The 19,274-nt window shown below is 64.5% G+C and carries 19 protein-coding genes; 11 read left to right on the plus strand and 8 right to left on the minus strand.

What is annotated here, in order from left to right; all coding sequences use genetic code 11:
- Positions 1–164 precede the first annotated feature (164 nt).
- The 3 genes from dapC to F466_RS0104680 are packed head-to-tail and all read left to right on the plus strand — an operon-like array spanning position 165 to position 2,557.
- Entirely contained in the window at positions 165–1,358 is a 1,194-nt protein-coding gene (gene dapC / locus F466_RS0104670; RefSeq protein WP_018137702.1) for a succinyldiaminopimelate transaminase, read from the plus strand.
- 31 nt (positions 1,359–1,389) lie between these two features.
- Positions 1,390–2,211: a 2,3,4,5-tetrahydropyridine-2,6-dicarboxylate N-succinyltransferase gene (gene dapD, locus F466_RS0104675; RefSeq protein WP_017925459.1), complete on the plus strand. Its 822-nt coding sequence runs from the start codon at positions 1,390–1,392 to the stop codon at positions 2,209–2,211.
- Positions 2,204–2,557, plus strand: a complete 354-nt coding sequence (locus F466_RS0104680; RefSeq protein ID WP_018993553.1) for an ArsC family reductase — start codon at positions 2,204–2,206, stop codon at positions 2,555–2,557. The genes dapD and F466_RS0104680 overlap by 8 nt, the downstream gene beginning before the upstream one ends.
- Before the next feature lie 927 nt (positions 2,558–3,484).
- Here the strand turns inward: F466_RS0104680 and F466_RS0104685 are convergent.
- Together F466_RS0104685 and F466_RS0104690 are read right to left on the minus strand one after the other, a co-directional pair.
- Positions 3,485–4,720 (minus strand): methyl-accepting chemotaxis protein, encoded by a 1,236-nt coding sequence (locus F466_RS0104685; RefSeq protein ID WP_018993554.1) that lies wholly within the window; start codon positions 4,718–4,720, stop codon positions 3,485–3,487.
- A gap of 181 nt (positions 4,721–4,901) precedes the next feature.
- On the minus strand, positions 4,902–6,215 hold the full coding sequence (locus F466_RS0104690) for a DEAD/DEAH box helicase (protein ID WP_038049117.1): 1,314 nt from the start codon (positions 6,213–6,215) through the stop codon (positions 4,902–4,904).
- 489 nt (positions 6,216–6,704) lie between these two features.
- Between F466_RS0104690 and F466_RS0104700 the strand changes: the two genes are divergently transcribed.
- Positions 6,705–9,233 carry an EAL domain-containing protein gene (locus F466_RS0104700; RefSeq protein ID WP_018993556.1) on the plus strand — a complete coding sequence of 843 codons (2,529 nt, stop codon included), beginning with the start codon at positions 6,705–6,707 and terminating at the stop codon, positions 9,231–9,233.
- On the plus strand, positions 9,164–9,586 hold the full coding sequence (locus F466_RS0104705) for an EAL domain-containing protein (RefSeq protein WP_255349443.1): 423 nt from the start codon (positions 9,164–9,166) through the stop codon (positions 9,584–9,586). Before F466_RS0104700 ends, F466_RS0104705 begins: the two co-directional genes overlap by 70 nt.
- Before the next feature lie 93 nt (positions 9,587–9,679).
- Here F466_RS0104705 and F466_RS0104710 read toward each other — a convergent pair whose 3' ends face one another.
- Complete coding sequence (locus F466_RS0104710) at positions 9,680–10,051, minus strand: hypothetical protein (RefSeq protein WP_018137695.1); 372 nt, start codon at positions 10,049–10,051, stop codon at positions 9,680–9,682.
- Between the two features lie 185 nt (positions 10,052–10,236).
- Between F466_RS0104710 and F466_RS0104715 the strand changes: the two genes are divergently transcribed.
- The 6 genes from F466_RS0104715 (at position 10,237) to F466_RS0104740 (ending at position 14,399) form a co-directional block, all read left to right on the plus strand.
- Positions 10,237–10,884, plus strand: coding sequence for an ERCC4 domain-containing protein (locus F466_RS0104715; protein WP_018137694.1), 648 nt, complete (start codon positions 10,237–10,239; stop codon positions 10,882–10,884).
- A gap of 153 nt (positions 10,885–11,037) precedes the next feature.
- A complete protein-coding gene (gene fdxA, locus F466_RS0104720) occupies positions 11,038–11,361 on the plus strand; it encodes a ferredoxin FdxA (protein WP_012982432.1) in 324 nt (107 codons plus the stop codon).
- A 440-nt stretch (positions 11,362–11,801) separates the two neighbouring features.
- Positions 11,802–12,707, plus strand: coding sequence for a hypothetical protein (locus tag F466_RS0104725; protein ID WP_018137693.1), 906 nt, complete (start codon positions 11,802–11,804; stop codon positions 12,705–12,707).
- A 138-nt stretch (positions 12,708–12,845) separates the two neighbouring features.
- On the plus strand, positions 12,846–13,178 hold the full coding sequence (locus F466_RS0104730; protein WP_018993558.1) for a hypothetical protein: 333 nt from the start codon (positions 12,846–12,848) through the stop codon (positions 13,176–13,178).
- A gap of 10 nt (positions 13,179–13,188) precedes the next feature.
- Positions 13,189–13,896 (plus strand): C39 family peptidase, encoded by a 708-nt coding sequence (locus tag F466_RS0104735; RefSeq protein ID WP_012982429.1) that lies wholly within the window; start codon positions 13,189–13,191, stop codon positions 13,894–13,896.
- Positions 13,893–14,399, plus strand: a complete 507-nt coding sequence (locus tag F466_RS0104740) for a hypothetical protein (RefSeq protein WP_018137690.1) — start codon at positions 13,893–13,895, stop codon at positions 14,397–14,399. Before F466_RS0104735 ends, F466_RS0104740 begins: the two co-directional genes overlap by 4 nt.
- A gap of 23 nt (positions 14,400–14,422) precedes the next feature.
- On the opposite strand, the gene F466_RS0104745 is transcribed toward F466_RS0104740, so the two are convergent.
- The 5 genes from F466_RS0104745 to F466_RS0104765 form a co-directional block, all read right to left on the minus strand.
- Entirely contained in the window at positions 14,423–15,439 is a 1,017-nt protein-coding gene (locus F466_RS0104745; protein ID WP_018875331.1) for a transporter, read from the minus strand.
- Between the two features lie 97 nt (positions 15,440–15,536).
- Positions 15,537–16,967 (minus strand): sigma-54 dependent transcriptional regulator, encoded by a 1,431-nt coding sequence (locus F466_RS0104750; protein WP_018993559.1) that lies wholly within the window; start codon positions 16,965–16,967, stop codon positions 15,537–15,539.
- A gap of 341 nt (positions 16,968–17,308) precedes the next feature.
- Positions 17,309–17,698, minus strand: a complete 390-nt coding sequence (locus F466_RS0104755) for a DUF4870 domain-containing protein (protein WP_018174522.1) — start codon at positions 17,696–17,698, stop codon at positions 17,309–17,311.
- A 94-nt stretch (positions 17,699–17,792) separates the two neighbouring features.
- Positions 17,793–18,683: a DMT family transporter gene (locus F466_RS0104760; protein ID WP_012982424.1), complete on the minus strand. Its 891-nt coding sequence runs from the start codon at positions 18,681–18,683 to the stop codon at positions 17,793–17,795.
- A gap of 42 nt (positions 18,684–18,725) precedes the next feature.
- Positions 18,726–19,241 (minus strand): hypothetical protein, encoded by a 516-nt coding sequence (locus F466_RS0104765; protein ID WP_018137686.1) that lies wholly within the window; start codon positions 19,239–19,241, stop codon positions 18,726–18,728.
- Positions 19,242–19,274 lie beyond the last annotated feature (33 nt).

Below are 19,274 nucleotides of genomic sequence, written 5' to 3' on the forward strand. Positions count from 1 at the left end.
TCGCTCCCGATCGGAAACGGCCAAGCCTGCCGCATGGCCAGCGCGAGAGCAAAACCAGTGCATCCACACTGGCCGCACAGGAAGCGAGTGGATCTCCCATTGGTGTTTGGCTCCGGTATACTGCGCGGTCTTTCGTTTCCCTCGAACACGACGCCCGAGCCGCCATGAACCCGCGCCTGGACCGGCTACAGCCCTATCCGTTTGAACGCCTGCGCCGGCTGTTCGCGGATCTGCAACAACCCGCCGACCGGGAGCCGATCGCCCTGTCGATCGGCGAGCCGCGTCATGCGCTGCCGGGGTTTGTCGAACCGGTGCTGCGCGACACCCTCCAGGGCTACAACCACTACCCCACCACCCGCGGCGAGCCCGCGCTGCGCGAGACCATCGCCGCGTGGCTGCAACGGCGGTTCCAGCTGGACGGAGTGGACGCCAATCGGCAGGTACTACCCGTCAGCGGTACCCGCGAGGCCCTGTTCGCGATCGCCCAGGCCGTCGTCGCAGAGAAGCCCAGGGCGCGCGTGCTGATGCCGAACCCCTTCTATCAGATCTACGAAGGTGCGGCCCTGCTGGCCGGGGCGGAGCCGGCCTTCTACGACCTGGCGCCGGAGAACGGCTATCTGCCCGATTTCTCCGCGGTCGATGCCGCGACCTGGGATGCGGTGCAACTGGTCTATATCTGCAACCCGGGCAATCCGGCCGGGGCCTGCATGTCCGAGTCGGCAATGCAGGAGCTGATCGGCCTCGCCGACCGGCACGACTTCGTGATTGCGGCGGACGAGTGCTACTCCGAGATCTACCACCCGGATGCCGAACCCCCGGGCGGACTGCTCGGCGCGGCGGCCCGCATGGGCCGTACCGGCTTCGAGCGCTGTATCGTGTTCCACAGCCTGTCCAAGCGCTCCAACCTGCCGGGCCTGCGCTCGGGGTTCGTCGCCGGCGATGCCGAGCTGCTCGACCGCTTCGCGCTGTACCGCACCTATCACGGCTGCACCCTGCCGCCGCCCACGCAGGCGGTCAGCCGGGCGGCCTGGGCGGACGAGGCCCATGTCGCCGATAATCGCGCGCTGTACGCCGAAAAATTCGCCGCGGTCGTGCCGATCCTGCAGGAGGTCCTGGACGTGGAACCGCCCGCCGCGGGCTTCTATCTCTGGCCACGCGTGCCGGATGGCGACGACGAGGCCTTCGCCCGTCGCCTGTATGCCGAAGCCGGCGTCACGGTGCTGGCCGGACGTTACCTCTCCCGCAGCGACCCCGAGACCGGGCACAATCCCGGGGCCGGACACGTGCGCATGGCGCTGGTCGCCGAACCGGCGGCCTGCATCGAGGCGGCCGAACGCATCGCCGAACTATACAAATAACGAATTTTTCAACACTTAAAAGGACTGTTTCATGTCGGACATCAAGAGCATCATCGAGACCGCCTTCGAAAGCCGCGCCGAGATCAATCCGCGCAACGTGGAAACCAACGTGCGTGACGCCGTGAACGAGGCCATGGAGATGCTGGACAGCGGCCAGGCCCGCGTTGCCGAGAAAAAGGGTGGCGACTGGGTCGTCAACGAGTGGCTGAAGAAGGCCGTGCTGCTGTCGTTCCGCATTGCCGAGAACGAGTTCATCAAGGGCGGCTTCACCAACTACTACGACAAGGTACCGTCCAAGTACGCCGACACCTCCAGCCGCGACTTCCGCGAGGGCGGCGTGCGCGTCGTGCCGCCGGCCACCGCCCGTCGCGGCAGCTACATCGCTCCCAACGTGGTGCTGATGCCCTCCTACGTGAACATCGGCGCCTACGTCGACGAAGGCACGATGGTCGATACCTGGGCCACCGTCGGCTCCTGCGCGCAGATCGGCAAGAACGTGCACCTGTCCGGCGGCGTCGGCATCGGTGGCGTGCTGGAGCCACTGCAGGCCGCCCCGACCATCATCGAAGACAACTGCTTTATCGGTGCGCGCTCCGAGGTGGTCGAGGGCGTGATCGTCGAGGAAGGCGCCGTGATCTCGATGGGCGTGTACCTCGGCCAGTCGACCCGCATCTACGACCGCGAAAACGACGAGATCCTGTACGGCCGCGTGCCGGCAGGCGCGGTGGTGGTGCCGGGCAACCTGCCCTCGAAGGATGGCAAGTACTCGCTGTACTGCGCGGTGATCGTGAAGCGCGTAGACGAGAAGACCAAGGCCAAGGTCGGGCTGAACGCCCTGCTGCGCGATGTCTGATCTCGTCCTCTACGGGATCGCCAACTGCGACACCGTGCGCAAGGCACGCCGGGCGCTGAATGCGACCGGCGTGGACTTCCGCTTTGTGGACTTTCGCAAGGACGGGCTCGAGGAGGCGCAGTTGCGCCGCTGGGTGGATGCCGTTGGCTGGGAGACCCTGGTGAACCGGCGCGGTACTACCTGGCGCCAGCTCCCCGAGGATACGCGTGAGGCCATCGACCAGGAGCGTGCAATCGCACTGATGCTCGAACATCCGACGCTGATCAAGCGCCCGGTCGTCGAGCGTGGCGACGACGTCTACGTTGGCTGGAATGCGGCGACCGCGCGTGAGCTTGGGGCTGGCTAACCGTTTCTAGCGGGCTCCGGCGCTCGTGGCTCTAGCCGGCACTTCGTATTGGCTGGGCCGGGTTCGGCATCTGGAGTCTACGGTGGCTTCGTCCGGCCGCCTGCCTGCGCTGTCTCGCCAGCGCACCGCGCCCGTTTTTGATCAACAACTGGCTTCTTTGCTCGTGCAAAGAAGTACCCAAGAAACACGCCCGACTGCCGCGACCCCGGCCCGCTGGGCGGGCCGGGGTTTCCCTCGCTCCGAGGGTTTTCGCGGGCGGCGCTGAAACTCGCTGCGCCTTCGGCTTCGCTCAAACAGTCAGCGCCCCCGTTTCTATTTTGAATCGTCCCGCGAAAACCCTCTCCACTCGGCGCGACGACAACGGGGGGAAGGTCAAGACAACGGCTGTCCCGGCGATTGTGCTTATGGATGGAGGCTAGGTATTCCGACATCCTGGGCACGCGCGGCCTTCGGCCCTGGCGTGCCGCGCCCGCCAGCGGGCGCCAGACCCCATCGTAGGATGTGATGAGCGCAGCGAATCGCATCAGGGGTTGCCCCGACGTCGGAACGGTGCGTTTCGCTTCGCTCAACCGCACCCTACGGCGCTGGAGTTGGAAACAGGCGCGGGGATACCTTCTGTTTTAACCTCCATCCCCCCGTATGAAGCCCCTTGCGGAAGGGTTCTCGGGACGGAAGAGAGGCGCTGACTGTCTGAGCGAAGCCAAAGGCGTAGCGAGTTTCAGCGCCGCCGGCCCGAGGGCCCTGGAGCAAGGTCCCCGGGCGGAATCCGGGTGCCCTTCTTTGGGTACTTTCTTGGGCAAGCAAGAAAGTACCTCGCGGCGCGCTCGCGAGTGAGCGCAGGCAGGCGGCCGGCCGAAGCCACCGTAAACACCGGATGCCGAACCAGGGCCAGCCTCAAGGACGCTAGTAGAGGGCAGGCCCCGGGTGTCAGGCGGGTTGCTGGCGGAAGCCGGCTACCTCGGCCTGCAGGCGTTTGGCCAGGCCTTCCAGGGCCTCGACGGCCTCCTGCATCTCGCGGGCGCCGTCGGCGCTGCGTACCGCGATGTCGTTGATGTGGTGTACGTTGCGGTTGATCTCCTCGGCGACCTGGCTCTGCTGCTCGGTCGCCGAGGCGACCTGGCGCGTCATGTCGTCGATGGTGGTCACGGAGTCGTGGATGTACTCCAGCGTCTCTTCGGCCTCGCCGGCCTTGCTGACCGAGGACTCGGCCTGCTGCTGACTGACCTCCATTGCCTGCACGGCCTTGCCGGCCGCACCCTGCAGGCGCTGGATGATCTCGCGGATCTCGCCGGTCGAGTCATTGGTACGCTGCGCCAGGTGGCGCACCTCGTCGGCGACCACGGCAAAGCCGCGCCCCGCCTCGCCCGCCCGGGCGGCCTCGATCGCGGCATTAAGCGCCAGCAGGTTGGTCTTCTCGGCGATCTCCTCGATCACCTCGAGGATGGACCCGATATTGTCGGAGTCACCCTTGAGCTCGTCGATCACCGTGCTGGCCTTGCGAATCTCGCTGGCCAGGGCGTTGATCGACCCCTGGGTCGCCTGGACCACATTACGCCCACCTTCGGCCGCGCGGGTGGCCTGCCCGGCGCTCTCCGCCGTGCTCTGGGTGTTGTTGGCGACCTCCTGCACGGTCGCGGACATCTGGTTCATGGCGGTGACCACCTGCTCGACATCCGAGCGCTGGTCATCGGTCTCGCGACTCAACTCGTTGCTGCGGCCCTCCAGCTGGCGCGCGGAAGCGGCGATCCCGTCGGCCGCGTCCGCGACCTGTGCAATCAGGCCCGAGAGACGGTCCATGACCGCGTTGAATGCGTTACTGGTGCGGCCAATCTCATCGTCAGTGGTGACCTCGACCCGATGGCCAAGGTCCGCCTGACCGGAGGCGATCGCTTCCAGCCCCGAGGCCAGCCGCTCCAGCGGGCGCACCAGCATGTTGGCCGCAAACCAGCCGATGGCCAGCGCGACCAGAAAGGCCACCACCCAAAGCCCCCAAAGGAGCCACCACAACTGATCGACCAGCGCCGCGTCGACATTCGCCGCCAGGTCACCCTTCATCGTGTGGAAGGTCACCCCACCCATGATCGAGAGGGGGATGGTACTGACGAGAATCACAAGGATCACAAGCTTGAGGCGCAGTCCGCCGATCTTCAGAAGCCGGTTCATGGGGTCCCTCCTTTCCCCGCTATAACGGCCAGGGTGGCCGCTTCTTGATAGCGGGCCCATCTTCGCGCAGGGGTCACCAAGAGCAGGTGATCCGGATCAAGTCGAACGCGGGTTCGCGGACACAAAAAAGCCCGCGTCCCAATGGAGGACGCGGGCGGATGCGGTCAGGACGGCCGGGAATCTAGCGGCTGCGCGCAGCCCGATTGCCCTGGGCCGCACGACCCTGTCCAGCCCCGCGGTTACCGCCAGGCTTGCCGCCACGACCCTGGCGCGGCTTGCCATTACGCGCACCACCGCCCGGCTTGGCGCCACGGCGATGGCCGTTGCCATCGTTCGCCGCCGGCTTCGGCGCGTCGAACCCTTCGGTCTCGATCCGCTCGATCGGGCGCTGGATCAGGCGCTCGATACCCTTCAGGAGCTTCAACTCTTCGCCATCGACCAGCGACAGCGCGGCACCCGCAGCTCCAGCGCGACCGGTACGACCAATGCGGTGCACGTAGTCTTCCGGCACGTTCGGCAGCTCGAAGTTGACGACCTGTGGCAGCTGGTCGATGTCCAGGCCTCGAGCCGCAATATCGGTCGCAACGAGCACCGGCACGGACCCGGTCTTGAACTGCTTGAGCGCCTTGGTACGCGCCGCCTGGCTCTTGTTGCCGTGAATCGCCTCGGAGGGCACGCCGTCCTGCGTCAACTTCTGCGCGAGACGGTTGGCGCCGTGCTTGGTGCGGGTAAATACCAGCACCTGCCCCCAGTCGTTGGTACGAATCAGATGACTGAGCAGCTCACGCTTCCGGCTGGTTTCCACCAGGTGTACCGTCTGCTGCACGGTCTCGGCAGCCGTATTGCGCGGGGCCACGTCGACCTCGGCCGGCTTGTTCAGCAGGCTCGACGCCAGCGTGCGGATCTCGCCGGAGAAGGTCGCCGAGAACATCAGGTTCTGGCGCTTTTTCGGCATCAGGCCAATCAGGCGGCGAATATCGCGGATGAAGCCCATGTCCAGCATGCGATCGGCCTCGTCCAGCACCAGGATCTCGATACCGGAGAGGTCAATCGTCTTCTGGTTGGCATGGTCCAGCAGGCGACCCGGCGTAGCCACGACGATATCCATCGGGCCCCGCAGCGCCTTGATCTGTGGGTTCATGTTCACGCCGCCAAAGATGGTCATCGACTTCAGCGACAGGTGGCGGCCGTAGGTACGGACGGAATCATGGACCTGAGCGGCCAGCTCGCGGGTCGGCGTCAGGATCAGCGCCCGCGGACGCCCCGGCTTGCGCTCGGGCGCCGGGCCATCGGTCAGTCGCTGCAGGATCGGCAGGGTAAAACCGGCGGTCTTGCCCGTCCCAGTCTGGGCGGCGGCCAGCAGGTCACCGCCTTTCAGGACTTCGGGGATCGCCTGGGTCTGGATCGGGGTCGGCGTTTTGTAGCCGGCCTGGTCCAGCGCACGCAAAAGGGATTCGGCCAACCCAAGGTCGGCAAAGGAAGAAACAGAAGACATGCAATACTCCAACGGCTACCCGCCGCTCGCAATCGAGGGGCACCCATCGGGGTATGACGAAATCGGGGGGACGGGAACCGAGAAGGTTCCGGATCAGTGAACGGACGCTGACGGGCGGGGCGTTCGGTGAGGCCACTATACCGGGTCGGAAGGTGAAAGCAAGTGATTCTCCGCGGTTTTTTCGCTTAATACCTGATTCACGCGGTAAAGACTCTGGGCCGATTCCACAAACGCTCGTATAATGCACGGATTATAAGAATAAACGCGCCAGGGATGGCCGGGTGACGCAGGTCCAGCGATGCGGATCCGTGTGGCACCCAGGGTCAGACGCGCGTGCCTCACGGTTACGGCATACATCTGGTAGTTCGATCGTCCGTTGCCGACTGTGGAGGAGCACGATGATGAGTACGTCCGGGGCAGCCGCCCGAGCAATGGGTCGCCATTTCCGATCCCGAGCGTGCACATGACTGATTTCGCTCAGGGGCCCCGATGAACGCCCTTCCCCGCTCCCCGGCTTCACGCTATGTGCCCCTGATGTGGCTGGTACTGCTGGCACTGTTCATGCTGCCTGTACTGGTCTGGATGGTCGGCATCCCGGTCCCGCCGCTGGTGCCGCTGGAGCATATGACCGCATTCCACACCGCGACCGAACTGTTCGCGGTGGTCGTGGCGATCGGGGTGTTCGCAGTCGCCTATCATGTGCGCGACCGCCGTCGGGTAATGGCCACACTGGTCCTCGCCACTGGGTTTCTCGCCGTAGGCCTGCTGGATTTCCTGCACCTGATGACCTATCCGCAGATGCCGGATTTCATCACGCCCAATTCCTCGCAACAGACCATCTTCTTCTGGCTGGCCGCGCGGCTCGTCGCCGCAACGGCGCTCCTCCTGTATGTGGCACTCCCCTTGATGCCAAGAAGCCAGGAACCCGTTCCCAGGGGCATGCTGGTGGGTGCTTTGGCGCTAGTCGCAGTGCTTGCCTGGGTGGGGCTATGGCACGAACAGCGCATTCCGGCACTGTTCGTCCCGGGCGAGGGACTGACGCCGTTCAAGATCGCGCTGGAGGGCGTGGTGGTGGTGCTGCACGCCGCCACCCTCCTGGTCCTGCTGCTGCGCCCTCAGCTCATGCAGCGCCCCGGTATGCCGCTGGTGGCCGCCGCGCTGATGGTCCTGATGGCCAGCGAGGTATTTTTCACCCTGTACGACAACCTGTCCGACGGCTTCTTTGTGCTCGGCCACATCTACAAGGTGGCGGCCTATGCGCTGATTTACTGGGCGGTTTTCATCGAAAGCGTACGCGCGCCCATGGCACAACTCCGGGCCGCCCACCGGGATGTCGAGCTCCGCCAGCAGCGCTACGAGCAACTGATCGACACGGCGCCGGACGGGGTACTGGTGACCGACGGCGACGGCACCATTCTGATGGCCAATCGCAACCTCGAACGCCTGTTTGGTTACCCGCGACGGCATCTGATTGGCCAGCCCGTGGAGACCCTGATCCCCGAGCGCCTGCGCGAACACCACCAATCGGTCCGCGAGCAGCAGAGCGACGACATCTCGGAACGGACCATGGGCCAGGCCCCCGACCTGCGGGGACGCCGGCTCGACGGCACCGAGTTTCCGGTCGACATCAGCCTGAATGCCTTCGAGGACCAGGGCGGGCGGCGCATCACCGCCTTCATCCGGGACATTTCCGACCGCCAGCGCCGCGAGGCCCGCATTCAGCACCAGGCGACCCACGACAGCCTGACCGGCCTTCCCAACCGCTGGCTCCTGCACGACCGGCTTGCCCAGAGCATTGCCCACGCCAGCCGTCACGACCATCGCATCGCGGTGATGCTGCTCGATCTCGACCACTTCAAGATGATCAACGACACCTTCGGCCACCACGAGGGTGACGAACTGCTGCGCGAAGTCGCTCAACGCCTGAAGGACGCAGCGGGCAACGACGCCACGATCGGGCGTTTTGGCGGCGACGAGTTCATGATCCTGGTCCCCGAGATTACGGATGAGCTGCAGATCGGGGAGCTGGCCCAGGAGATTCTGGCGCAGTTTGACCGGCCGTTTCAGACCGGCCCCACGCGCCAGTTCAGCTCCAGTGCCAGTCTCGGGATCGCGCTGTTCCCGCAGGATGCGCGGGACGCGAACACGCTGGTGCGCTATGCCGACATGGCGATGTACGAGGCCAAGCGCTCCGGGCGCAATACCTACGCGTTCTATTCCGAACACCTGGATGCCCAGGTACGGGCGGAACAGCAGCTCCAGGAGCGCCTGAAACACGCGCTGGAACATGACCAGCTGGCACTTCATTTCCAGCCGTTGATCGATGCCCGCACCGGGGCCGTGACCGCCGCCGAGGCCCTGCTTCGCTGGAACGATCGGGAACTGGGTGCCGTACCACCATCGCGCTTTATCCCCAGCGCCGAGGCCAACGGGTTGATCCTGCCACTCGGTGACTGGGTGATCCGTCGCGCCTGCCAGCAACTGGCCGACTGGGCACAACAGGGTGTCGACACGTCCATTTGCATCAACGTCTCGGCGCTTCAGTTCCGCCAGCCGGATCTCGTCTCCCGACTCGAAGCGGCACTGAAGGAGGCCGGTGCTTCGCCCGAACGCCTCGAGATCGAGGTGACCGAGACCGTGGCCATGGCCGATGTCGCCCTGACGCGCGAGCACCTCTCCGGGCTCAAGGCGCTCGGTGTGCGCGTATCGCTGGATGATTTCGGTACTGGGTATTCCTCGCTCGCCTATCTGAAGTCGCTGCCGATCGACAAGATCAAGATTGACCGCTCGTTCATCGCGGGGATCGGCCACGACCGCGACGCCGAGATGATCCTGCGCTCGGTGATGGGCCTCGGCCACAGCCTGCACCTGAAGCTGGTGGCCGAAGGCGTGGAGACCGCCGAGCAACTCGCCTTTCTGCGCCGAGAAGGCTGCGACCTGTACCAGGGATGGTTCTACTCGCCCGCGCTGTCGGTGGAAGAATTCCGTGCCACCGTCCACTCTCAACTGGATGCCTGAGGCTCGCCCTGCTGGCTGCGCATGCCATTGGCGATGGCGTGATCACCACGGACCTCGAGGGGCGGCTCAATTACCTCAACCCGGTCGCCGAGCACCTGACGGGATGGAACCAGGCGTCCGCCTACAACCAGCCCCTCGCAAGCGTGTCCCACCGGCTACCTCAAAAGACACTGAAGATCGATGGCAGCTTTGTGCGCGACATGGCGGAGGATCGGGTCAGCCGCGCGATGGTCGAGAGCATCCACCACATTGGCCGCGTGATCGGGGTCAAGACGGTCGCGGAGCGCGTCTCGCACGAGAGCCTGATGGACTCCATGTGCCGAAGCCCCTGGAACCATGCCCTGTTCCGGTAGCGGAAAAGCGACGTTCCGGGTCGGTCGCCGGCTGAATACCGGGAAAGACCGGTGCGGCCGGGAACGAATCCCGACCGCCTGGTTAACCCCCGGTCAGTAGCCCATGTTCGCGTGGACATCCGGCGGGGCCTCGTGCGTTAGCAGCGACCAGGTCAGATGCGCCATGACCTCGGGCGCCACCACGGTGTGGCGATTGCCCCCGTGCTGCATCCCCTCGCGCAGGCGCTGGCGAACCTCGGCCTGCCCCGTGAGGTCGTAGATCACATCCACCTGATCGCCACGGGCCAGGATGTCCTCGACCGATTCCAGCGGAATCCCGCGCGCCTGCGCCAGTTTGCAGCCCTCGGTTTCGCCCTGCTCCGATACCGCGCAAATCTCCATTCCCGGCGTATCGCTGTCCAGCAGCAGTTCCAGAAAACGGCCCCCCACACGGCCCAGCCCAACAATCGCGATCTGAATCGCCATCACTCCCTCCTTGGTTTTCGTTATATCCGGCATGCATCGTTCGGCATGCCCATCCGAGTATAGGGGACATGCTCGCTTTCGCACGCCTGAACGATGTTTGCGGAGACATGGGGAAGATCGGGCCTTTTGGGCGCCGGCCCCGAGCCCCCTACACTCGGCGCATTCACTGCAATGGAGTACACCGCATGAGTCAGTTGCATCTCCCGATCCGCGTGGATCGCCGCGAGCAGGGCAAGATCATCCAGCGCCTCGAGCGCCTGGAGGGCGTGGAATTGGAGTTCGTCGATCTCGATGTCGGCGACTATGAACTCCCCGGTGGGGTCGTCGTGGAGCGCAAGTCCGCCACCGACATGGTGCTGAGCGTCGTGGACCAGACCCTGTGGGAGAACGCCGCCAAGCTTAAGGCGACGCACGACAAGGTGATCTACGTAGTCGAGGGGGACCTCTACGAACCACGCTTCCACCAGCAGGCGCTGGACATCCACCGCGCCCTGACGCATCTGACGATCGCGCTCGGGATCAGTGTGCTGCCCTCCAATGACGAAGACACCAGCGGCATGCTGATCTACCTGCTAGGCATGAACGCCCAGGTGGACCCCGACCCAATCGCACGCCCCGCCAAGCCCGAAAAGCGCCGTGCAGCGGCGGAGTTCATTGTCAGCGGCCTGCCCGGTGTGGAACCCGATCTGGCCCGCGACCTGCTGCGCCAGTTCGGCAGCGTGCGCGACGTGCTGAACACGGATGCCGAGCAACTGGCCGAGGTCGATGGCATGGACCTGGAACGCGCCCAGCGCATCGAGTCCGTCGTGACCCATGGCAGCCGCAAAGGGTAATCCCGCAGGGTGCGGGGATTCACGTGTCTCGCCCCTCGCCTGACGTTACAATGCGCGCTGCAGCCCATGCGCAGGCCCCGGGGGCACGCGCGGCGGCGCTCGCCAGACCACCGGAAGGCGGGACCGCAATTAACTAATTTCAGGGAGAAACCAATGGCGTTCATCGTTCTCGAGAACTGCATCAAGTGCAAGTACACCGATTGCGTCGAGGTCTGCCCGGTCGACTGCTTCCACGAAGGCCCCAACTTCCTCGCGATCGACCCTGACGAGTGCATCGACTGCACGCTCTGCGAGCCGGAGTGCCCGGCCGAGGCGATTGTGCCGGAGGATGATGTCCCGGAAGACCAGCTCCAGTTTATCGAGCTGAACGCCGAGCTCTCGCGCACCTGGCCGGTGATCACCGCGCGCAAGGATCCGCCGGAAGACGCCGAGGAGTGGGACGGCGTCGAGGGCAAGCTGAAGCATCTGGAACGCTAAGTCCGCATCAATGGGGCTGCCAGGCAGCCCCACAATCTCGCTGCATCCGCCTGGCCAGGCACCCCCCTCTGCATCTCCCGATGCGCTGCAACGGCCTTCTTCCCGACCGCCACCCACCCTCCTCGTCCCTGCAAGTCAGCCCGCGGCAACCGTAGCTGGGGTACCCGGTGTCTCCTCGTTGAGTCACTCACGCGAAACCCGATTCCCTCGTGATTTCAATAGGTTCAACCTCGAATGGCCGCGCCCGAGCGCACGCACTGTATCGCGGATGGCGCAGATTGGGTCCGATCGCGATACCCCTTGACTCTATAAGTCATTGTTCTCCCGGACAAACCGTCCGCTGGCCCAAGTCCTGCTAGTTGGGTTGTTGCGTAGCACGGGCCACGTGCACCGGGGCTACGACAACCGTCTATTGCTGGCTAGCCAATGGAGACAAAGCCATGAACTTCAAAAAGACCCTGATTGCTTCCGCTATCGCCCTGGCCTTCGGCCTGAGCTCGGGCCTGGCCCTGGCCAACCCGACCAATACCGCCGAAGGCGAAGTCGGTGATCAGACCGCCACCGCCACCTCCTCGGCCGATGGCGGCGGCGCCTCGGCGAACGAGTATTCCCAGGCGTTCGCAATCAATGACTCCGACCTGTCGAACAGCTCGGACAACAGCACCGCGATCTCGGACTCGGGCAATGACAGCTCCGACAACAGCACGAGCATTTCGGATTCGGGCAATGACAACTCCGACAACAGCACGAGCATCTCCGACTCGGGCAACGACAGCTCCGACAACAGCACCGCGATCTCCGACTCCGGCAACACCACAGTCTCGGATTCGGGGAACGACAATTCGGACAACAGCCTGAATGTCTCGGATTCGGGCAATGACAGCTCCGATAACAGCACGAATGTCTCCGACTCCGGGAATGACAGCTCCGACAACAGCCTGAACATCTCCGACTCGGGCAACGACAACTCCGACAACAGCATGGCCCACGCGGACGACAACAGTGCAGCCGCCAACAACGGTTCCACTGCCTCGGTGACCCGTGATCAGAGCGACAACTCCGACAACAGCTCGGCCATCATGGATTCCGGCAACTACACCGCAACTGACAGCTTCAACACGTCGCTGCAGGTGAACGCCGTGGTCAGCCAGAACGAACTGTCGGGTACTGTGACCGGGAACTACGTCGACATCGCCGGTCGTGCCAACCAGGAGAGCCACAACTACATCGGCTCGGATTCCTTCGTAGCCCCGGCGGGGATTACCCAGGTGTCGCAGAACAGCGGCGCAAACAGCCTGACCCAGCAGCAGGTCTCGGTGCAGGCGCACCTGAACCTGGGCAACTAACCGACACGCGCTGTCGGAACGGTGTGCGGCGGGGGCCATCCCCGCCGCATTCTCCCTGCCATGCAAGAGGGTCCGGTCATGTGTAATCCGTCAGCCCACCGGGGCGGCATCGGTTCTGCTGCCTTTCTGTCCGCCGGCATGCTGCTGGTGACAGCCATCGCCCATGCCGAAGTCCCGCCGGCCGGCGATGAACTGCTGTTCGGCTCGGCTCCCGACGCCTATGAGGTGGTCGACCTGGCCACACTGGACGCGCAACGGGCACGCCAGGGCGTGACCAATATTCAGCTCGGTCAGATCCACTCGCGCATTGACCTCGCGAACAACCACGCCGTGAACTCCACCACCGGCAAGAACTTCGTGGCGGCCGGGGCCTTCGACAATGCCCGCGGGATCTCCACGGTCATTCAGAACAGCGGCAACAACGTCGCCATACAGGAATCGATGATCGTGAACATCACGATCAACCCCTGAGGAATCACCAATGCCCATCCGCCGTTGGTTCCTCTGCGTAGTCATCACCACCGCGCTGATGCTTTCGCCTGCCCTGTCCGCATGGGCCGGCGGGGCCCAGTTCCCGGGCATGATCGGCAGCATGAACGTGCCGGTGGAGAGCCTGAAAGACCTGCGCTTTCGCTCCATCGTCCCGCAGCGATACGACTTCAGCTGCGGCTCCGCCGCCCTGGCTACGCTGCTCACGTACCACTACGACCGCCCCACCACAGAGGTCGAGACCTTCGACAGCATGTTCCGACGCGGCGACCAAGACCTGATCCGCGAACAGGGCTTCTCCATGCTCGACATGAAGCACTACCTGGAGGCCGAACAGGGCATGCCCGCCGACGGCTTTCGCATCGGGCTGGATGACCTCGACAATCTCGGGGTGCCGGCGATCGCGATGATCGAGACTCGGGGCTATCGCCACTTCGTGGTAATCAAGGGGCTCGAAGGCGGACGGGTACTGGTGGGAGATCCGGCTCTCGGGGTCAACAGCTACACCCGTAACGAGTTCCAGCAGATCTGGGTCAACGACATCCTGTTCATCATTCGCGAGGACGTGGACCTCGCCCGGCATCGCTTCAATGCCTCCGAAACCTGGGCCGCCGTGACCCGCGCGCCGATCGAGTCGGGTGTCGTGCGCAGCGACCTGGCGAGCTTCACCCTGCATCTGCCCCGCGCGAGCGACTGGTGAGCGCCATGATGAAACGCCTGCCCTGCTGCATCCTGGGCGTCATCCTGGCCAGCGCGACATGGGCTACAACGGCTCATGCCCTGGATGTCCTGCCCCCCCTCGGCGACGAGCGCGTAGTACCGGATTCGGTACTGGAGGCCCAGCGCGGCGGCTTCTTCGGGCGCGATGGTCTGGAGATCTCGATCGGGCTGGAACAGATCACGTCACTCAATGGCGAAGTGATCAACCACTCCACCCTGCGCCCCCTGAGCGATATCACCAGCGGCTCCCACTGGCCCGGCACCGACCTGCGTTCGGTCGTCATCCAGACCGGGGGCGCGATGCCGGCGGAAAGCTGGACCTCGGGCATGGGCTGGGTCACTGCGATCCAGAACGAACTCGACGGACAGGACATCCGCCACCAGACCATCCTGCAACTGGAGCTTGGCAATCTGCAGATGCCGCGCGGGGACCTGGGTCGGGCACTGGAACAGCACATGCTCGAGCGTGGCGGAGGCTTCTGAACCCTCCGCCACGGCAACGCCCCTCAAAAACGGATCGGCACCCGCAGCGTGGCCTGCACATCCGGTGCGGCCTCGGTCGCCCCGACACCAAGCGAGAAATTCACACTGGTGCGGTCCGTCAGCCGGTGCGAGATCCCCCACAGCACGGTCCCCACCTGGCGCCGCCCGAACACGGGCTCCAGCCCGCTTTCGTTCTCCACCCGCGTCCGGAATACCGTGCTGTGGTCGTAGCCAAAACTCATCGAGGTGCGGTCGTTCAGGCTGATCGCCATCCCCAGACTCATCCCGACCGCGTCGCCGGGATTGACCTTGCCATAGCCATCGCCCACATCGCGCTCGATGTTCCAGAGATAGCTGACGTTCGCAAAGATCACGGCCGGGTCGGTCGGATAGATCATCGTCACGCTGGGCTGGATACTCCAGAACCCGGAACCGGTGGGCTGCTCGAGGAAGATCTCGCCCAGGCGATTGTTCTCATCGTCCAGGATCTCGCGGCGGGCGACATCGAAGGGCCCCTTACCAGTCGTGCTCTTCGCCTTGAGGTTGCCGATAAAGAACGGCCGACCTCGATCCGCCATGTTGAACTGGTAAGACACGCCGAACTCGATATCGCCCAGTCCCTGCCCGGTGGAGCCCGTCACACGCTCCAGCGCGGTCGCCTCGAGGATGTCGCGTCGGCGCACCTGCTGCTCGCGGTAGACATACGGGATCTTCATCCCGACCTCCAGCCGCTCGGTCAGGCCATACCGAAAGCTCACCGCCGCGGTCAGCGTGTCGCGCTCCGTCTCGCTGACATCAATCAGCCCGATCGCCAGGGCCGGGATGATGGTGAACCCCTCGATCGACACATCCAGCGAACTGCTGTGCACGTACGACAACGACGGCTCCACTACCCACTGCCCCTTCGGTGTGAGCACACCACGTTCCTCGAAGACCGTCACCTCGGGGCCCGAATCCACCGGGGCGTCCCCGACCGCCTCGCGAGCCTCCTGGCCCACGGCCGGCCCGGCCAGCCCGATACAAAACGGTACGATCCCCAACCCACTTCTCCTGACCCATCGCTTGTCCACCGTCGTTCTCCATGGCCCCAGGGGCCGAACTGTTACGCAAGGGCCACTCTCTTCCCCGTCACAAGATTCAGGGCGCATTGGAACGCAGCCCGTACTTGTCGAGCAGGCGGTAGAGCGTCATCCGGCCCACCCCCAACTGGCGCGCGGCCCGCGAGACATTGTTGTCGCACTGGCCCAGCACCTTGATCAGCAATTCCCGTTCGGCGGTCGAGCGCGCCTGGGCCAGCGTTTGCGGCTTCTCGGCATTGCCCGAAGCGGCCAGTCCCAGATCCTCCGGCCGAATCAGGCGTCCCTCCGCCATCGTCACCGCCCGCCGCACCCGGTTCACCAGCTCGCGTACGTTTCCGGGCCAGGCATGGGCATACATCGCCTGCCACGCGGCCTGGGTAAAGCCGCGCAGCCGAGGGTTCTGGCTGCGGAACTGCTCGAAATAGAAGCGCGCGAGTTCTTTCAGATCCGTGCCCCGCTCTCGCAACGGGGGCACATCCAGCTGGATGACATTCAGGCGGTAGTAGAGGTCCTCGCGGAAACGACCGCGCTCGACGGCCTCGTCCAGCGCGACATGGGTCGCCGCGAGCACGCGCACATCCACCTTGATGGGCTGCAACCCGCCGAGCCGCACCAGCGTTCCCTCTTGCAGGAAACGCAGCAGATTGACCTGTAGCTCCAGGCTGAGATCGCCAATCTCGTCCAGCAGCAGCGTGCCGCCATGCGCCAGCTCGAACTGCCCGATCTTGCGTCGACCCGCCCCGGTAAAGGCGCCTGCCTCGTGGCCAAACAGTTCCGACTGGATCAGCTGCGCCGGCAATGCCCCGCAGTTCACTGCCACAAAAGGCCCGTTCGCCCTTCGTGAATGTCGGTGCACCGCCAGCGCAGCCAGTTCCTTGCCGGTGCCGCTCTCGCCCTGAAAGAGCACCGGTGCCTCGGAGCCCGCGACGCGCTCGATCTGGCGGGCCAGTCCCTGCATCGCCGGGCTATGCCCAACGATGGGAATATGGTCCGACTCGGCATCCTGATTGGGACGAGTGGGCCGCGCTTCCAGCGCCGCCATGCCGCATGCCCGTCCCAGCGTGATTTCAAGGCGCGCCTGGTCGAATGGCAGGGTATGAAAGTCGTAACAGGACTCGCGGATCAGCTCGCGAACGTCGTCGCGCAGTAATAGATCCGGGTGAACGAGCGCGATCCACTTCACATGCTGATGAGTGTGTACAAACTCGGTCACCCAGTTCGGGATGGGGCTGCCCAGGTCGACAAGCCCAACACGCACCTTGCTGAGTGTCCCCTCCGTTACCCCACCCGGCCCCGGGACGCGCCACAGCGTCCAGGCATCGGAGAAGCTCGGCATCGATTCCCCCGCGCCGCCGCCACCGTCTACCCATGCCACCTCGCGCACCATCGCAGTCGCACAGGCGCGCTGCAGTGCATAACGCGATTCGTCGGAATCCCCCTGGGGCAGGAAAGTCCCGCCATCCACCGACCGCAAAAAGGAACCATTCAACCTTCGCGATCCGGCCATGCCCGTCCCTATTGTTCAGATCCAGATTTACTTGCCGGTTCGACGCAACCGACCCATCGCTGGAAGTTCAGCGTTGTCTCTGCCGGAATATAGGGGAAAAGAACGATCGCAACATTAAACAAGGAGCGCGAAATTAACCACCAAAAAGACTTACAATTTATTTTAATGAAGGGCATTAATATTCCCGAAGCCAGATTCGCACGAAAATAAAAAGGGCCGCTCGAGAGCGGCCCTTTTTGTGATGCATTCAAAATCCCCGACCGTATGATACGGGGACACTACGTCTCAAACACGAGACAATTCCTGAGTATCACTAACCAATGTCACCACAGCCAGGTCTCCGGCTGCTCGATCGACCGGTCTTCGTTATTCGCCAGCAGACCCTTGATGCAACGCACCAAAAGCCAGACGATCATGAACAGCAAGACCAGGAATCCAATACCGATCGGGGTCAAAACAGCCCCTACGATCACGCCGAGCAAGCCAATCCAGAATGTACGAATCTGGTAGGTAAAATGCGTGTCGCTGACCGCGTCCCCGTCGTTGCGCTTGATGTAAGCAATAATCAAACCGGCGATCGCGGTGAGCGCGGTCAGAAAGCTGACCAGATACAGTACGTACACCACAGTCACCATCGTGCGCTCCTTGCGCGGACCCGGCACGGGGCGGCTCACATCGCTCGGTTCGACTTCCGGTCGTGTTCCTTCGCTCACCTTGCACCTCCTGTCGGCATGGTCATGCTCATTGCGAGCCTGTTCGCCGAGACTAGCACTTCTGCTACTGACCCAGTGACAGGCGCAAGCCCCCCTACGCTGGACCCGCCCAGACGATCAGCACGATCCCGAGCAGGGCGAACACGAAGCCTGCCAGTTGCACACGCGACATACGCTCGGCCTGAAACAGGCGGGCCATCAGCGCGGTCGGCGCGGGCGACAGCGCCCCGGCCACCGCAATGATCGACAGCAGTCCCATGCGTACGGCCACGACAAAGGCCAGGGTCGCTGCCGCCTGGAACAGCCCCGCCAGCGCCAGCAGCACGAAGGTGGAGCGGCTCATCCCGCGTTCGGGCCGCAAGACCAGCATGACAAGGGCAAGCGTCAGGGCCCCGACCGCCGAGGTGGCCACCACGGGCCACAACGGTGATCCGGCCTGGGCCTGATCGAGAAACACGAAGACCAGGCCGAAGCAGACCCCGGCGATCACGGCGTCCAGCAGCCCCTTGACCGGATGCTCACCCCGCGCCAGCGCAATCAGGCCACGAACGGGTTGATCCAGACGCCGCGGGCTGGCCTTGCGCGCCCCGCCCGAGATCATGCCGATGGCCACCACGATGGCGGCAATGCCGACCAGCGCCAGCACGCCCGGCCGCTCACCGAGGGCCAGGCCCACCCCCAGCGGCACCAGAGCGGAGATCACACCAGTAATCGCCGCCACCAGGCCCATCGAGCCCTCGGCCAGCCCGCGATAATAGGCGAGAAGGCCCAGCGCCAGCGCCAGCCCGGAGGCACCCCCCCAGATCAACGCCTGCGGGCCCGGCAGCCCCGCAAGCGGAACGGCGATCAGCAGCAGCGCGCCGGTGGCCAGGAACTGCGAATAGCAGGCCACCACGAGCGCGGGGATTCGGCGCGAGGCCAGGCCACCAAAGAAATCCCCAGCGCCAAACCCGAGCGCCGTCAGGAGTCCGAGGAAAAAGGCCATCAGCGACGCCGCCGCGAAACCGGCGCTCGCCGCTTCAGGGGCTTATTCACCCGCCTGTTCGAGCAACTCCTTCAGCCGGTCCTCGTTCGCGGCGCTATGAATACCGGTAACGGTGCCATCACCGTCCAGCAGGATCACGGTGACCTCTTCCGGTGTGTGCGGCATGAAGCCCGCGTCCTGTTCGGACTGGGTCACCACCGTCGGGTATTCACGTGCCTGCATGCGCGGCAGCACGACGTTCTCCATCACGTGCGGCGGCATCTGGTGGATATCCGCGATGTAGATCACACCGATCTCGTTGCGCTCTTCCTCGGTCATCTCGCCGAGCACGGCGTTGGCGATATCGGCCGGGGCCATCTCCACCGTCTTGAGGATCACGCGCGCATCACCCGGGATCTGCAGCGGGTTGCCGTGCTGGTCATTCAGCGTGCGCTCGGGGAAGGCCTCGCCTTCGGCCACTTCGTCGGCCGAGGCGTTGGCACCGCCATCGCAAGCCGCGAGGAACAGGGTGGAAGTCGCCACTAGCGCGGCGAGCAGGAGTGCGGACAGTCGGTTCATGGGGGTTCCTCCAGGGCTGTGAAACAATGCGCG

Source organism: Thioalkalivibrio sp. ALgr1, assembly GCF_000378285.1.
Classification (GTDB): Bacteria; Pseudomonadota; Gammaproteobacteria; order Ectothiorhodospirales; family Ectothiorhodospiraceae; genus Thioalkalivibrio.

Bases quoted from the DNA above. Each gene is read 5' to 3' on its own strand.
- fdxA (WP_012982432.1), top strand. From the start codon at position 11,038: ATGGCGTTCATCGTTCTCGAGAACTGCATCAAGTGCAAGTACACCGAT.
- F466_RS0104710 (WP_018137695.1), bottom strand. From the start codon at position 10,051: ATGGCGATTCAGATCGCGATTGTTGGGCTGGGCCGTGTGGGGGGCCGT.
- F466_RS0104690 (WP_038049117.1), bottom strand. From the start codon at position 6,215: ATGTCTTCTGTTTCTTCCTTTGCCGACCTTGGGTTGGCCGAATCCCTT.
- F466_RS0104730 (WP_018993558.1), top strand. From the start codon at position 12,846: ATGCTGCTGGTGACAGCCATCGCCCATGCCGAAGTCCCGCCGGCCGGC.
- F466_RS0104735 (WP_012982429.1), top strand. From the start codon at position 13,189: ATGCCCATCCGCCGTTGGTTCCTCTGCGTAGTCATCACCACCGCGCTG.
- F466_RS0104725 (WP_018137693.1), top strand. From the start codon at position 11,802: ATGAACTTCAAAAAGACCCTGATTGCTTCCGCTATCGCCCTGGCCTTC.
- dapC (WP_018137702.1), top strand. From the start codon at position 165: ATGAACCCGCGCCTGGACCGGCTACAGCCCTATCCGTTTGAACGCCTG.
- F466_RS0104760 (WP_012982424.1), bottom strand. From the start codon at position 18,683: ATGGCCTTTTTCCTCGGACTCCTGACGGCGCTCGGGTTTGGCGCTGGG.
- F466_RS0104705 (WP_255349443.1), top strand. From the start codon at position 9,164: ATGGTTCTACTCGCCCGCGCTGTCGGTGGAAGAATTCCGTGCCACCGT.
- F466_RS0104765 (WP_018137686.1), bottom strand. From the start codon at position 19,241: ATGAACCGACTGTCCGCACTCCTGCTCGCCGCGCTAGTGGCGACTTCC.
- dapD (WP_017925459.1), top strand. From the start codon at position 1,390: ATGTCGGACATCAAGAGCATCATCGAGACCGCCTTCGAAAGCCGCGCC.
- F466_RS0104715 (WP_018137694.1), top strand. From the start codon at position 10,237: ATGAGTCAGTTGCATCTCCCGATCCGCGTGGATCGCCGCGAGCAGGGC.
- F466_RS0104700 (WP_018993556.1), top strand. From the start codon at position 6,705: ATGAACGCCCTTCCCCGCTCCCCGGCTTCACGCTATGTGCCCCTGATG.
- F466_RS0104685 (WP_018993554.1), bottom strand. From the start codon at position 4,720: ATGAACCGGCTTCTGAAGATCGGCGGACTGCGCCTCAAGCTTGTGATC.
- F466_RS0104680 (WP_018993553.1), top strand. From the start codon at position 2,204: ATGTCTGATCTCGTCCTCTACGGGATCGCCAACTGCGACACCGTGCGC.